At 61.3% G+C, this 11,797-nt stretch carries 12 protein-coding genes; 11 read left to right on the top strand and 1 reads right to left on the bottom strand.

Annotation, left to right across the window (positions count from 1 at the left end; genetic code table 11):
- Nucleotides 1-10: 10 nt before the first annotated feature.
- Nucleotides 11-961 (bottom strand): ACP S-malonyltransferase, encoded by a 951-nt coding sequence (gene fabD / locus K328_RS0108300; RefSeq protein ID WP_028465583.1) that lies wholly within the window; start codon nucleotides 959-961, stop codon nucleotides 11-13.
- A 294-nt stretch (nucleotides 962-1,255) separates the two neighbouring features.
- Between fabD and rpsF the strand changes: the two genes are divergently transcribed.
- The 11 genes from rpsF to purF all read left to right on the top strand — a co-directional run bounded on the left by rpsF (nucleotide 1,256) and on the right by purF (nucleotide 11,796).
- Nucleotides 1,256-1,735, top strand: coding sequence for a 30S ribosomal protein S6 (gene rpsF / locus K328_RS0108305; RefSeq protein ID WP_028465584.1), 480 nt, complete (start codon nucleotides 1,256-1,258; stop codon nucleotides 1,733-1,735).
- 3 nt (nucleotides 1,736-1,738) lie between these two features.
- Nucleotides 1,739-1,993 carry a 30S ribosomal protein S18 gene (gene rpsR, locus K328_RS0108310; RefSeq protein ID WP_028465585.1) on the top strand — a complete coding sequence of 85 codons (255 nt, stop codon included), beginning with the start codon at nucleotides 1,739-1,741 and terminating at the stop codon, nucleotides 1,991-1,993.
- A gap of 44 nt (nucleotides 1,994-2,037) precedes the next feature.
- Nucleotides 2,038-3,012, top strand: a complete 975-nt coding sequence (locus K328_RS0108315) for a DUF2232 domain-containing protein (RefSeq protein ID WP_084608165.1) — start codon at nucleotides 2,038-2,040, stop codon at nucleotides 3,010-3,012.
- Between the two features lie 73 nt (nucleotides 3,013-3,085).
- Nucleotides 3,086-3,685 (top strand): 50S ribosomal protein L9, encoded by a 600-nt coding sequence (gene rplI / locus K328_RS0108320; protein ID WP_028465587.1) that lies wholly within the window; start codon nucleotides 3,086-3,088, stop codon nucleotides 3,683-3,685.
- 216 nt (nucleotides 3,686-3,901) lie between these two features.
- Entirely contained in the window at nucleotides 3,902-5,413 is a 1,512-nt protein-coding gene (locus K328_RS0108325) for a replicative DNA helicase (RefSeq protein WP_028465588.1), read from the top strand.
- The gene (gene alr / locus K328_RS0108330; protein WP_028465589.1) at nucleotides 5,413-6,549 is read left to right on the top strand and encodes an alanine racemase; all 1,137 of its coding nucleotides are present in this window, start codon (nucleotides 5,413-5,415) and stop codon (nucleotides 6,547-6,549) included. Before K328_RS0108325 ends, alr begins: the two co-directional genes overlap by 1 nt.
- Nucleotides 6,550-6,595: 46 nt before the next feature.
- Nucleotides 6,596-7,369, top strand: a complete 774-nt coding sequence (locus K328_RS0108335; RefSeq protein ID WP_028465590.1) for an MlaE family ABC transporter permease — start codon at nucleotides 6,596-6,598, stop codon at nucleotides 7,367-7,369.
- Nucleotides 7,370-7,385: 16 nt separating this feature from the next.
- Entirely contained in the window at nucleotides 7,386-8,174 is a 789-nt protein-coding gene (locus tag K328_RS0108340; protein ID WP_028465591.1) for an ABC transporter ATP-binding protein, read from the top strand.
- Between the two features lie 12 nt (nucleotides 8,175-8,186).
- Nucleotides 8,187-9,593 carry a DNA repair protein RadA gene (gene radA, locus K328_RS0108345; RefSeq protein ID WP_028465592.1) on the top strand — a complete coding sequence of 469 codons (1,407 nt, stop codon included), beginning with the start codon at nucleotides 8,187-8,189 and terminating at the stop codon, nucleotides 9,591-9,593.
- A 3-nt stretch (nucleotides 9,594-9,596) separates the two neighbouring features.
- Complete coding sequence (locus K328_RS0108350; protein WP_028465593.1) at nucleotides 9,597-10,265, top strand: CvpA family protein; 669 nt, start codon at nucleotides 9,597-9,599, stop codon at nucleotides 10,263-10,265.
- A gap of 19 nt (nucleotides 10,266-10,284) precedes the next feature.
- Nucleotides 10,285-11,796, top strand: coding sequence for an amidophosphoribosyltransferase (gene purF / locus K328_RS0108355; protein ID WP_051284647.1), 1,512 nt, complete (start codon nucleotides 10,285-10,287; stop codon nucleotides 11,794-11,796).
- The last annotated feature ends 1 nt before the right edge of the window (nucleotide 11,797 follow it).

The following is an 11,797-nucleotide window of genomic DNA, read 5'->3' on the forward strand; positions in this document are numbered from 1 at the left end:
CGATTGGACCTTAAAGGGTTTCGAGATAGGCCGCGATCTCTTCCGGCGTGCCGATAGCGCTGCCCTTGAGAGAGCGATCAATCCGCTTGGCCATACCAGTCAGCACCTTTCCGGCGCCGAGTTCGACGATATCGGTGACGCCCTGGGACGCCAGCCATAGAACGGATTCGCGCCAGCGCACCATGCCGGTGACCTGCTCGACCAGGCGAATGCGGATCTCACTCGGGTCGATCAATTTGTCCGCCAGCACGTTCGACACCAGCGGCACCAGCGGCTGCCGCAGATCTGTGATCGCCAGTGCTTCCGCCATCGCGTCGGCGGCTGGCGCCATCAGGCCGCAATGGAACGGGGCGCTGACGGGCAGCATGATGCTCTTGCGCGCGCCCTTGTCGGCAGCGGCCGCGACGGCGCGTTCTACTGCAGCTTTGGCGCCGCTGATCACGACCTGTCCGTCGGCATTGTCATTGGCAATATCGCAGACACCGCCGTCGGCACAGCCTTCCGCCGCAATCTCACGCGCCACATCGAGCGACACGCCGAGCAGCGCCGCCATGGCACCCTCGCCGACCGGAACCGCCGACTGCATGGCTTCGCCGCGCAGCCGAAGCAGCTTGGCTGCATCCGCAAGATCGAGAGCACGCGCCGCCGCGAGCGCGGAGTATTCGCCAAGCGAGTGGCCCGCGACAAAACTCGCCATATCACCGATCGTCTTGCCGCTCTCGGCTTCCAGAACACGGACGACAGCAAGGCTGACCGCCATCAGGGCGGGCTGCGCGTTGCGGGTCAGGACGAGTTCCTCTTCCGGCCCCTCAAACATGAGCCGGGACAGGGGCTCGCCCAGAGCCTCGTCAACCTGTTCAAAAACCGCGCGCGCCTCGCCGTAGGTGTCAGCGAGCGTCTTGCCCATTCCGACGACCTGGGAACCCTGCCCCGGGAATGTAAATGCGCGAACCGTTGTCATATGTGACATCCTTGTCTTTCACGGCATTTCCAAAACCTCTTCCAAACGGCTGGGCCGGTGAAGAGAAATGCCTGATACACATGCTTTTTAGCGGCGCCAAAAAGAACGGCCCGCCAATGCCCTGTCAAGCGGAACCGACAGCGGAGTTGCACGCCCGCCGGATTTGTGTATATTCCGCCGGTCCCGCGCTAAGGCACCTCGTGCCGGGGCGGGTTTTTACATAACTCCTTGCCGGTTTATGCCGGCTTAGCAGCGTTCCATGAGGAACGTTCTGATTATCCGTAAGGAGCACCAATGCCTCTCTATGAGAGCGTGTTTATCGCACGCCAGGACATCTCGTCCGCCCAAGCCGAGCAGCTTACAACCGAATTCTCTGAGATCATCACCAACATGGGTGGTGAGATCAAGAACACCGAATTCTGGGGTCTGCGCTCCCTCTCCTACAAGATCAAAAAGAACCGCAAGGGCCATTATGTGCTGCTGCACATGGAAGCCCCGGCCGAAGCCATCACTGAGATGGAACGCCTGATGCGTCTGAATGAAGACGTGCTGCGTTACATCACGCTGCGCATGGAAGAGCTTCCTGAAGGCCCGTCCGCGATCGTTCTTGCCAAGACCGAACGCACCGACCGTGGTGGCCGTGGTGGCCGTCCTGGTGGCGGTGGTCGTTTCGACCGTGGTGACCGTCCGGAACGCAGCGATCGTCCGGACCGTGGTGACCGCCCGGAACGCGCCGACCGTGAGCCGGCCTCAAGCGAAGCCCAGGGAGACTGATCCATGAGCACTCTTACAATTTCCCGCGCCGCTGTCCGCAAGCCGTTCATGCGCCGTCGCAAATCGTGCCCGTTCGCCAGCACCAACGCGCCGAAAATCGACTACAAGGACATCAAGCTGCTCCAGCGCTTCCTGTCCGAACGCGGCAAGATCGTTCCGAGCCGCATTACGGCCGTGTCTGCCAAGAAGCAGCGTGAGTTGGCGCGAGCCATCAAACGTGCCCGCTTCATGGCCCTGCTGCCGTACGTGCTCAGCTAAACGGGATTAGCCGATGCCCGCTGATGCGGGCTTGACGAGGCAAGATGTGGTCCAGGTGGTTTCCCATCGGAGCGGCGGCAATCGCAAGTGCGCTCATGTATCTCTCTACGATCCTCGGATCGCTTGGGGCGATTCTGCTTGCGTTCCTGTCGCCTCTCCCGCTGTTCGCCATCGCTCTCGGGCGGGGGTGGATTGCGGGGATGGCCGCAGCACTGGCGGGGAGCGCTATAGTGCTGTTCGCCGCCAACAGTCTGGCCGCTCTGCTCTTCCTGATCTTCTGCGGGTTGCCCGCAGTCCTGCTTGCACGGCAGGCGCTGCTGGCCCGTCCGCTGAACGAGGATCAGGAGAATACGGATCTCGAATGGTTCCCTCCCGGCATGCTGGCCATGTGGCTGACGGTGATCCCCGCTACGGGATTGCTGACGGCGATCGTGGTGACCGGCCTGCAGGGGGAAGGCCTCGAAGCCATCGTCAGGATGAAAGTCGAGGCACTTTTCGAGACTATGGGAACAGTCCTCGAAGGGCCAATGGCCCTGCCTCCGGAGCAGCTTGTTGCCTTCCAGGAGCTGATCATCGCCGTGTTTCCCGGTGTTGCCGGGTTGCAATGGGCGGCGATGATCCTCGTCAATGGCCTGTTGGCGCAGGGCGTGCTCGCACGCTTCAACGTCAACCTCAGGCCTTCGCCCGACATGCGGGACATCCGCTTGCCGAACTGGGCGCCCTTTCCGCTCGCCGTTGCCGCCTTGCTGGCAGCGGTCACGGACGGAACGCTCGGTTATCTCGGATGGAATGCGGTGCCAATCCTGTGTCTGCCTTTCTTCCTCTCGGGACTGGGGCTGATACACGCCCTGGCCTCCGCGTTGACTGGCAAGCGCTGGCTTCTGCACGTGACCTATACGCTGATGATCCTGTCCTTCGTGCTGCCTGTCCTGCAGTTCGTCTGGCTCCTGCTTGTTTTCGCGGGACTGGTCGATCACTGGGCGGACCTGAAGGGCCGGATCGCACGGAATTCGAATTGAACGTGACCCTGGCCGGAACCGGCCTGCACCGCGGCAACGCGGCAACGGCTTCGGCCTTTAAGGAGTAAGAAAAATGGAAGTCATTCTTCTGGAGCGTATCGAACGTCTCGGCCAGATGGGCGACGTCGTTACCGTCAAGCCGGGTTTTGCCCGCAACTTCCTGCTGCCCCAGGGTAAAGCCCTGCGTGCCAACAAGAGCAACCTGACCCACTTCGACGGCCAGCGGGCCCAGCTCGAAGCGGAAAACCTCGAGCGTAAGGCTGAAGCCGAAAAGGTTGCCAAGAAGCTCGAAGGCCTGATGGTCCCGATCATCCGGGCCGCCGGCGACAGCGGTCAGCTCTACGGCTCCGTCACCTCCCGTGACATTGCCGAATCCGCGACCGCCGAAGGCGTCACCATCAACAAGCGTCAGGTCATTCTCGACCGCGCACTTAAGGTCCTTGGCCTTGAGCAAATCCGTGTCGTTCTGCACCCGGAAGTCGCGGTGAACATCACCGTGAACATCGCCCGCAGCACGGACGAAGCCGAACAGCAGAAACTTCTCGGCCGCGCCGTCGGCAGCGAAGAAAATGACAACGACGACGAAGAAGAAGTCGAAGTCCAGGCTGCCCCCGAAGCGACGGAAGAAGTTGCCGAGGATGCCGCTGAGGAAGAGAAGACCGAAGAGGCCTGAGCCTTTCGATTCTTCCGCATACACGCATTCGGAAACGGCCGTCCCTCACAGGATGGCCGTTTTCTTTTTCACAGGCGAGAGCCGTTGAATCACATGGGCCTTATTCCGCTTATCCCCGTTATCCTGTTTTATCCACAGACATAAGTCTTTGATATTTCACGGCTTGTGGATAAGATTGCGGAAGACGTCCACAGCCCTTCTTGGTATGTGTAGGCAATGTCGAATTCAGAGTCCGTTTCCGCTGTCGCAGCGCTCCCTCGTGCCGAACCGCAAACCAGCGCGTATCGTGAGCCGCCCCATAATCTGGAAGCAGAGCAGGGCCTGCTCGGCGCCGTCCTCGTCAACAACCGCGCCTTTGAACGCGTTAGTGAGTATCTCTCCGCCGATCATTTCGCCGACCCGGTGCATGGCCGGATCTTCGCCGCCTGCGGACGGCTGATCGAAAAAGGCCAGATCGCCAACCCGGTCACCCTGAAAGCCCTGTTCGATCAGGACGAGTCCCTGCAGGAAGCTGGCGGCGCCCAGTATCTTGTGCGCCTCGCCGCCTCCGTCGTCACGGTGATCAATGCCGACGATTACGGCCAGGCGATTTACGACAGCTTCCTGCGGCGCGAACTGATCGATCTCGGCGGCGAAATCGTTAACGAGGCCTATCAGCACGATCTCGACCTGCCGGCATCGGAGCAGATCGAAGCGGCGGAATCGAAATTGTTCGGCCTCGCCGAACGCGGCTCCAGCCAGGGCGGTTTCCAGGACTTCGGCGAAGCCCTTACCAACTCGGTCCGGATGGCCGAGGAAGCCTTCAAGCGCGATGGCGGCCTCGCCGGTGTATCGTCCGGCCTCACAGACCTTGATGCCAAGCTCGGCGGCCTGCATCCATCGGATCTGCTGATCCTCGCTGGACGGCCTGCGATGGGTAAAACAGCGCTGGCCACGAACATTGCCTTCCATGTGGCAACAGCGTCCCTGAAAGACCCGGAGCTGGAACGGCAGGTCGTTGCGTTCTTCTCGCTGGAAATGTCGGCCGAGCAGCTCGCCACCCGTATCCTCGCCGAACAGACCGAGATTTCCTCGGAGCACATCCGGCGCGGCGAACTCACCACCGAAGACTTCCAGAAACTGGTCGCCGCCAGCCAGGATCTGGAACGCGCACCTCTTTATATTGACGACACGCCGGCGATCTCTATCGCCACCATGCGCGCCAGAGCGCGGCGCCTGAAGCGCCAACAGGGCTTGTCCCTCATCGTGGTCGATTACTTGCAGCTGATGCGCCCTTCCGTCGGTCAGCGGACCGACAACCGGGTGCAGGAAATCTCCATGATCACCCAGGGTCTGAAGGCAATCGCCAAGGAACTCGACGTTCCAGTTATCGCGCTGTCCCAGCTCTCCCGCGCGGTCGAGCAGCGTGACGACAAGCGGCCGGTGCTCGCCGACCTTCGTGAATCCGGCTCGATCGAGCAGGATGCGGATGTGGTCATGTTCGTGTTCCGTGAACAGTACTATCTGGAAAAGGGCGAGCCCGCGCAGCGTATCGAGGAGTCGGACGAGAAGTTCCACGATCGTCACGACCAGTGGAAAGAACGATGCGAATCGTCTTACGGTAAAGCCGAAGTCATCATCGGCAAGCAGCGGCACGGTCCCACCGGCACAGTGACCCTGCACTTCGAAGGCGCGACCACCCGCTTCTCCAATTTCGTTGCTGACGATCATATCCCGGACAATTTCTAATGCTCGACACTCTGCCGGCGAGTGACGGCTCCGGCGCCGCATCGGAACTCGTGATCGACCTTGGCGCGATCAAGCAAAACTATCTCGATCTGAAAAAGCGCCTCGGTGGCGTCGAATGCGGCGCGGCGGTGAAAGCGGATGCCTACGGAACCGGCGTGGATCGGGTTGGACCGGCTCTGTTCGAGGCCGGGTGCCGGACATTTTTCGTCGCCACAGTTGACGAAGGCATCACCCTCCGGGATGTACTACCCCGCGCACGCATCGCCGTACTGAACGGTTTGCTGCCCGGCACTGAGGAAGTCTTTCCGGAACACGGGCTGATCCCGGTGATCAACGATCTGGAGCAGATTGCCCGGATCAGGCAGATGTGCGTCCGGACCGACCGGGCCCTGCCGGCAATGCTGCATATCGACACCGGCATGAGCAGGCTCGGGCTGACCGCCGAGGATATGAAATGGATATCCGACGAGCCGGATGTGCTTGGCGGCCCGGACTGGCTTTATGCCCTTTCCCATCTCACCACCGCGGATGATCCGGACAACCCATCCAACGCCGCGCAGCTTACGCGATTCAAGGAACAGCTGCCCCGGCTGCAACGCAGGATGCAGGCCAGCCTGGCCAATTCCGCCGGGATCTTTCTCGGGCCGGATTATCATTTCAATCTCGCCCGGCCCGGCTTCGCGCTCTATGGCGGGCGCGTGAAGGACGGCGAGCCAAGTCCGATGGCTCCTGTAGTAAGACTTATGGGACGCGTCCTTCAGGTTCGCGCCGTGAAAGCCGGCGATACCGTTGGATATGGCGGCACACACAAGGTTCAGAAAGACGGACGTATCGCAACCGTTGCTGTGGGATATGCGGACGGATATCTCCGCTCTCTGTCCAGTCAGGGCGCGGCCTATCTCGGGGATCGCAAACTTCCTGTCGTCGGCCGTGTTTCCATGGATATGCTCGCGGTCGATGTCAGCGATGCCGACCGGGCCGAAATATACCCCGGCGGGTTTGTCGAACTGCTGGGATCGCGCTACACGGTGAACGACGCGGCCGACGCGGCCGGGACCATCGGGTATGAGATATTGACAGGCCTCGGCCATCGCTATACCCGACGCTACGTTGATACGGGGAGCGGAGAGACCTGATCATGCCAAGCGAAATGCCCGGCTCCTGCACAGGAACCAAACACGCATGAATTTTCTTGCAGCGATCGGACGGACTTTTCTCGGCTTTCTCGCCGCCACCGGACGGCTGGCGGTGTTCACCGGCATCACGATCAGTCATTGCGTGCGCCCGCCGATTTATTGGCGCCTGCTCGGCCGCCAACTGGTGGATATCGGCTACTACTCCCTGCCGGTCGTCGGCCTGACCACCCTGTTCTCCGGGATGGTTCTGGCGCTGCAAAGCTATACCGGCTTTTCCCGCTTTAATGCCGAAAGCGCGATTGCCACCGTGGTCGTCCTGTCCATGACCCGGGAACTCGGACCGGTCCTGGCCGGTCTCATGGTCGCCGGCCGCATTGGCGCCTCGATGGCGGCGGAAATCGGCACCATGCGGGTGACGGAACAGGTCGACGCCCTGACGACCCTGTCGACCAGCCCTTACAAGTATCTTGTCGTGCCGCGCGTGCTCGCAGGCATCATCAGCCTTCCTTTCCTGGTCCTGATCGGCGATATCATCGGCGTGTTCGGCGGCTATCTGGTCGGCGTTAACAAGCTTGGCTTCAATGCCGGCAGCTACCTGAAGAGCACTTTTGATTTTCTGGAAACCCAGGACGTGGTCTCCGGCCTGGTAAAGGCGGCAGTCTTCGGTTTTCTGATCGCCCTCATGGGCTGTTATCACGGTTACCATTCGGGACGCGGCGCCCAGGGTGTCGGCCGGGCAACGACCAACGCTGTGGTCTCCGCATCGATCCTGATACTGATTTCGAACTATCTGATCACCGAATTGTTCTTCGCCCGCTGAGCGGCAGGGAAACGCTATGGCCGAACGTACGGCGGCACTGCCGAAAATCAGGATCCGGGGCCTGACAAAGTCCTTCGGCTCCAACCATGTGCTGAGCGGACTGGACCTCGATATCGCCGATGCGGAATCCGTGGTCGTGATTGGCGGGTCCGGCACTGGCAAGTCTGTCCTGATCAAGACCGTTACCGGCCTGATGGATGCCGACAGTGGCGCAGTCGAGATCGATGGCACCGACGTCCTCTCGCTGCCTGCCTCCGAACGCCGGGCCATGATGAACAGGTTCGGCCTGCTGTTTCAGGCTGGCGCGCTGTTCGACTCTCTGTCGGTTCTGGACAATGTCGCTTTCGGCCTGGTCGAGGCGCAGAGCATACCGCGCAAGCAGGCGCACGAGATCGCTCTGGATTTCATGGCACAGGTTGGACTGGAGCCCGATGTCGGGGCAATGTATCCGGGCGAGATATCTACCGGCATGCGCAAACGCGCCGCCCTCGCCCGCACCATCGCCACACGTCCCGAAGTGGTCTTCTTCGACGAGCCGACAACCGGTCTCGACCCGATCATGGGCGACATAATCGACGAGCTGATCGTCAAATGCGTCGAGGAGTTCAAGATCACCGCACTCACCATCACCCATGACATGGACAGCGCCCGCCGGATCGGTAACCGTATCGCCATGCTCTACGACGGCAAGATCATCTGGCAGGGTCCGACCGCTGAGATCGACACGTCCGGCAATCCCTATGTGCATCAGTTCATCAACGGTCTCGAAGAAGGCCCGATTGAACTCGTGACCAGCCGAGCCTGAGCGGAGCACACGATGGCAAAATCTCAAGCCCGCTATGTCTGCCAGGAATGCGGCGGCGTACAGCCGAAATGGTCAGGAAAGTGCGACGCCTGCGGCGCCTGGAACAGCCTGATCGAAGAGGTGGTCGAGAAAGCCGCGCCGAAGGGCCTCGGTGGGGCGAAGGGCCGGAAGATCGATTTCGTCAGTCTCTCCGGAAGTTCCAAGAAATCGCCGCGCCGGGTCACGAACATCGCCGAGTTCGACCGGGTCGCCGGTGGTGGCCTCGTTCCCGGCTCCGTTGTACTGATCGGTGGCGATCCCGGTATCGGCAAATCTACCCTGTTGCTGCAGGTGACGGCCAAACTTTCCGAAAACTCCCGCTGCGCCTATGTCTCCGGTGAAGAAGCGCTGGATCAGGTGCGGATGCGCGCCCAGCGCCTCGGTGTCGCCGAAGCGCCCGTGCAACTCGCAGCCGCCACCAGCGTGCGCGACATCGTCACCACGATGGACGGCGAGGATGCGCCCGACGTCCTGGTGATCGATTCGATCCAGACCATGTATGTGGATGCCATCGACAGCGCCCCCGGCACGGTCTCTCAGGTCCGCGCCTCGGCACAGGAGCTTATCCGTGTCGCCAAGCGGCGCGGCATCGTGCTGCTGCTGGTCGGTCATGTGACCAAGGAAGGCACCATCGCCGGCCCCCGGGTGCTCGAGCACATGGTCGACACGGTGCTCTATTTCGAGGGCGAGCGCGGCCATCAGTTCCGAATCCTGCGCGGCGTGAAGAACCGGTTCGGGCCGACCGACGAGATCGGCGTCTTCGAAATGACCGAAATCGGTCTCGCCGAAGTCACCAACCCGTCAGCCCTGTTCCTCGGCGACAGGCAGGACAATGTCTCGGGTGCCTGCGTCTTTGCCGGCATGGAAGGCACACGGCCGCTGCTGGTAGAGATCCAGGCACTGGTTGCCCCCTCGCCCTACGGAACACCGCGCCGGGCCGTCATCGGCTGGGATTCCGGGCGCCTCGCCATGGTCACGGCCGTGCTTGAGGCGCGGTGTGGTGTCGCCCTCGCGGGCAGCGATGTATTTCTCAATGTCGCCGGCGGCTTGAAAGTCAGCGAGCCAGCCGCCGACCTTGCCGTTGCGGCCGCCCTGCTTTCCTCTCTGACCGGCACGCCGGTCCCGTCAAATTCGGTCGTGTTCGGAGAAATCGGCCTCTCGGCGGAAATTCGTGCTGTCTCTCACGCCGAAGCGCGTCTGAAAGAGGCCGCCAAGCTAGGTTTCGAGCGCGCCATCATGCCGGAGCCGCGCCGCTCGTCGGGTGACAAGAAAGCCCCCCGTAATGGCAGCCTCGCTCTTGCCACGATCAAGCATTTGCATGATCTGGTAGCCATGTTCCAGGACGAAACAAATATCGGCCGCAAAGCGGGAGAGGCGTAAGCCATGGATAACCTGCCGGTCAATGTGACCGACGTCGCGATCATCGCCATGGTCCTGCTCTCGGGAATACTTGCCTTCGCGCGAGGATTTTTCCGCGAGGTGCTGGCCATCGGCTCGTGGGTCGCGGCCTTTTTCGCCGCCCTTTATCTCTACCCCGTCACCGCGCCCTATGTCCGCCAGCTTCTGGGGTGGGGTGATATGGCGGATCTGGCGGCAGGTATCGCGGTTTTCGTCGTCTCGGTCATTGTAATGTCGCTGGTCACCCACTATGTTGCGGCCGCGTTACAAGGCAGCGGCCTCAGTGCCGTTGACCGCTCCCTCGGGTTCCTTTTCGGGATCGCTCGTGGCGCGGTACTGGTTTGCTTGCTCTATCTCGGACTGAATTGGCTGATCGAGGATGATGGCTATCCGCAATGGGTAACCGAAGCGCGCACATTGCCTCTCGTCGAACAGGGTGCACAAACCCTCGTCGGCCTCGTGCCGCCAAAATTGCGGCCAAAACTTCGGAACGCTGCCGGGAGTGCCGGCGCGAAAGCCCGCGAGAAAACAGAAAAGCTGCTTTTCGAACGTCTGATCAGCCCGCCGGCAAAATCCGATGCGCCAAAGGACGGCGACGGATATACTGCCGATCAACGTCGGGGACTGGAGAAGGTTATCGAGGGCACGGATTGACGCTTTCGATAAAGATGCCATGGACAGCAACCGGCAGGAGGATGTCGCCGTGACGGATCTGAAACAACCGTTGGACCGGTCCCCCGATTGGGACGACGATCATCTCCATGAGGAATGCGGCGTCTTCGGCGTATTCGGCGCTCCTGATGCAGCCGCGCTCACGGCTCTCGGCCTCCACTCCCTGCAGCATCGCGGACAGGAATCCTGCGGCATTGTTTCCTGGGACGGCAACCACTTTCACGCCCACCGGGCGCTCGGACATGTGGGTGAGAATTTCGGCGACGAGTCGGCAAAGATCATCAACCAGCTCAAGGGCCACGCCTCCATCGGGCATAACCGCTATGCCACTACCGGCGGGGCCAATCTCCGGAACGTCCAGCCGCTCTTCGCGGATTTTGAGTTCGGCGGCATGGCGCTCTGCCACAATGGCAACCTGACCAACGCCATCGACCTGCGCGACAGTCTGGTTCGTCAAGGCTGTCTGTTCCAGTCCACCTCGGACACCGAAACCATCATTCATCTGGTCGCCCGCAGCCCGCAGCACACCGTGCTGGACCGGGTGGTCGACGCCATGCAGAAGATCGTTGGCGCCTACTCTCTGGTCTGCCTCTCCCGCGACTCGCTGATCGGCATCCGCGATCCGTACGGCGTTCGCCCACTGGTACTCGGCAAACTGGGCGATGCTCATATCCTTGCTTCGGAGACCTGCGCGCTCGACATCATCGGCGCCGATTTCGTCCGCGACGTGGAGCCTGGCGAAGTTGTTTACATCACGGAAAAAGGCGTTCAGTCGCTGAAGCCCTTCGCCAGCAAACCGAGCCGTTTCTGCATCTTCGAATATATCTACTTCGCCCGGCCGGACAGCGTGATGGAAGGCAAGAGCGTCTATAACTCGCGCAAGGAAATCGGCGCGGTGCTGGCCAAGGAAAGTCACGTTGATGCCGATGTTGTCGTCCCGGTACCGGATTCCGGCGTTCCGGCAGCTATCGGCTATGCCGCGGCGGCTGGTATCTCCTTCGATCTGGGTATTATCCGCAATCACTATGTCGGACGGACCTTCATCGAGCCGACGGATCATGTCCGCCATCTCGGCGTGAAGCTGAAACACAATGCAAACACGGCGCAGCTCAAGGGCAAACGCGTCATTCTGGTGGACGATTCCATCGTCCGCGGCACCACCTCGACCAAGATCGTCGAAATGGTGCGCGCCGCCGGTGCCAAGGAAGTCCATATGCGGATCGCCAGCCCGCCGACGACCCATTCCTGCTTCTACGGTGTTGATACGCCGGAACGGGAAAAGCTGCTGGCTTCCAAAATGTCGGTGGATGAGATGGCTGAGTTGATCGGCGTCGACAGTCTCGCTTTCATATCCCATGACGGCCTCTATCAGGCCGTCGGCGAGGCCGCACGCAACAATGAAAGCCCGCAATATTGCGACGCCTGCCTCACCGGCGACTATCCAATCGCGCTGATCGACCAGAACGACGGATCGAACGTTCGGCAGCTCTCCCTGCTGGCCGAGGCTTCCTGAC

It is taken from the genome of Nisaea denitrificans DSM 18348 (genome assembly GCF_000426505.1).
GTDB lineage: Bacteria > Pseudomonadota > Alphaproteobacteria > Thalassobaculales > Thalassobaculaceae > Nisaea > Nisaea denitrificans.

Bases quoted from the DNA above. Each gene is read 5' to 3' on its own strand.
- rpsR (WP_028465585.1), top strand. From the start codon at position 1,739: ATGAGCACTCTTACAATTTCCCGCGCCGCTGTCCGCAAGCCGTTCATG.
- K328_RS0108325 (WP_028465588.1), top strand. From the start codon at position 3,902: ATGTCGAATTCAGAGTCCGTTTCCGCTGTCGCAGCGCTCCCTCGTGCC.
- fabD (WP_028465583.1), bottom strand. From the start codon at position 961: ATGACAACGGTTCGCGCATTTACATTCCCGGGGCAGGGTTCCCAGGTC.
- K328_RS0108315 (WP_084608165.1), top strand. From the start codon at position 2,038: ATGTGGTCCAGGTGGTTTCCCATCGGAGCGGCGGCAATCGCAAGTGCG.
- rplI (WP_028465587.1), top strand. From the start codon at position 3,086: ATGGAAGTCATTCTTCTGGAGCGTATCGAACGTCTCGGCCAGATGGGC.
- rpsF (WP_028465584.1), top strand. From the start codon at position 1,256: ATGCCTCTCTATGAGAGCGTGTTTATCGCACGCCAGGACATCTCGTCC.
- radA (WP_028465592.1), top strand. From the start codon at position 8,187: ATGGCAAAATCTCAAGCCCGCTATGTCTGCCAGGAATGCGGCGGCGTA.
- K328_RS0108335 (WP_028465590.1), top strand. From the start codon at position 6,596: ATGAATTTTCTTGCAGCGATCGGACGGACTTTTCTCGGCTTTCTCGCC.
- K328_RS0108340 (WP_028465591.1), top strand. From the start codon at position 7,386: ATGGCCGAACGTACGGCGGCACTGCCGAAAATCAGGATCCGGGGCCTG.
- K328_RS0108350 (WP_028465593.1), top strand. From the start codon at position 9,597: ATGGATAACCTGCCGGTCAATGTGACCGACGTCGCGATCATCGCCATG.
- purF (WP_051284647.1), top strand. From the start codon at position 10,285: ATGGACAGCAACCGGCAGGAGGATGTCGCCGTGACGGATCTGAAACAA.
- alr (WP_028465589.1), top strand. From the start codon at position 5,413: ATGCTCGACACTCTGCCGGCGAGTGACGGCTCCGGCGCCGCATCGGAA.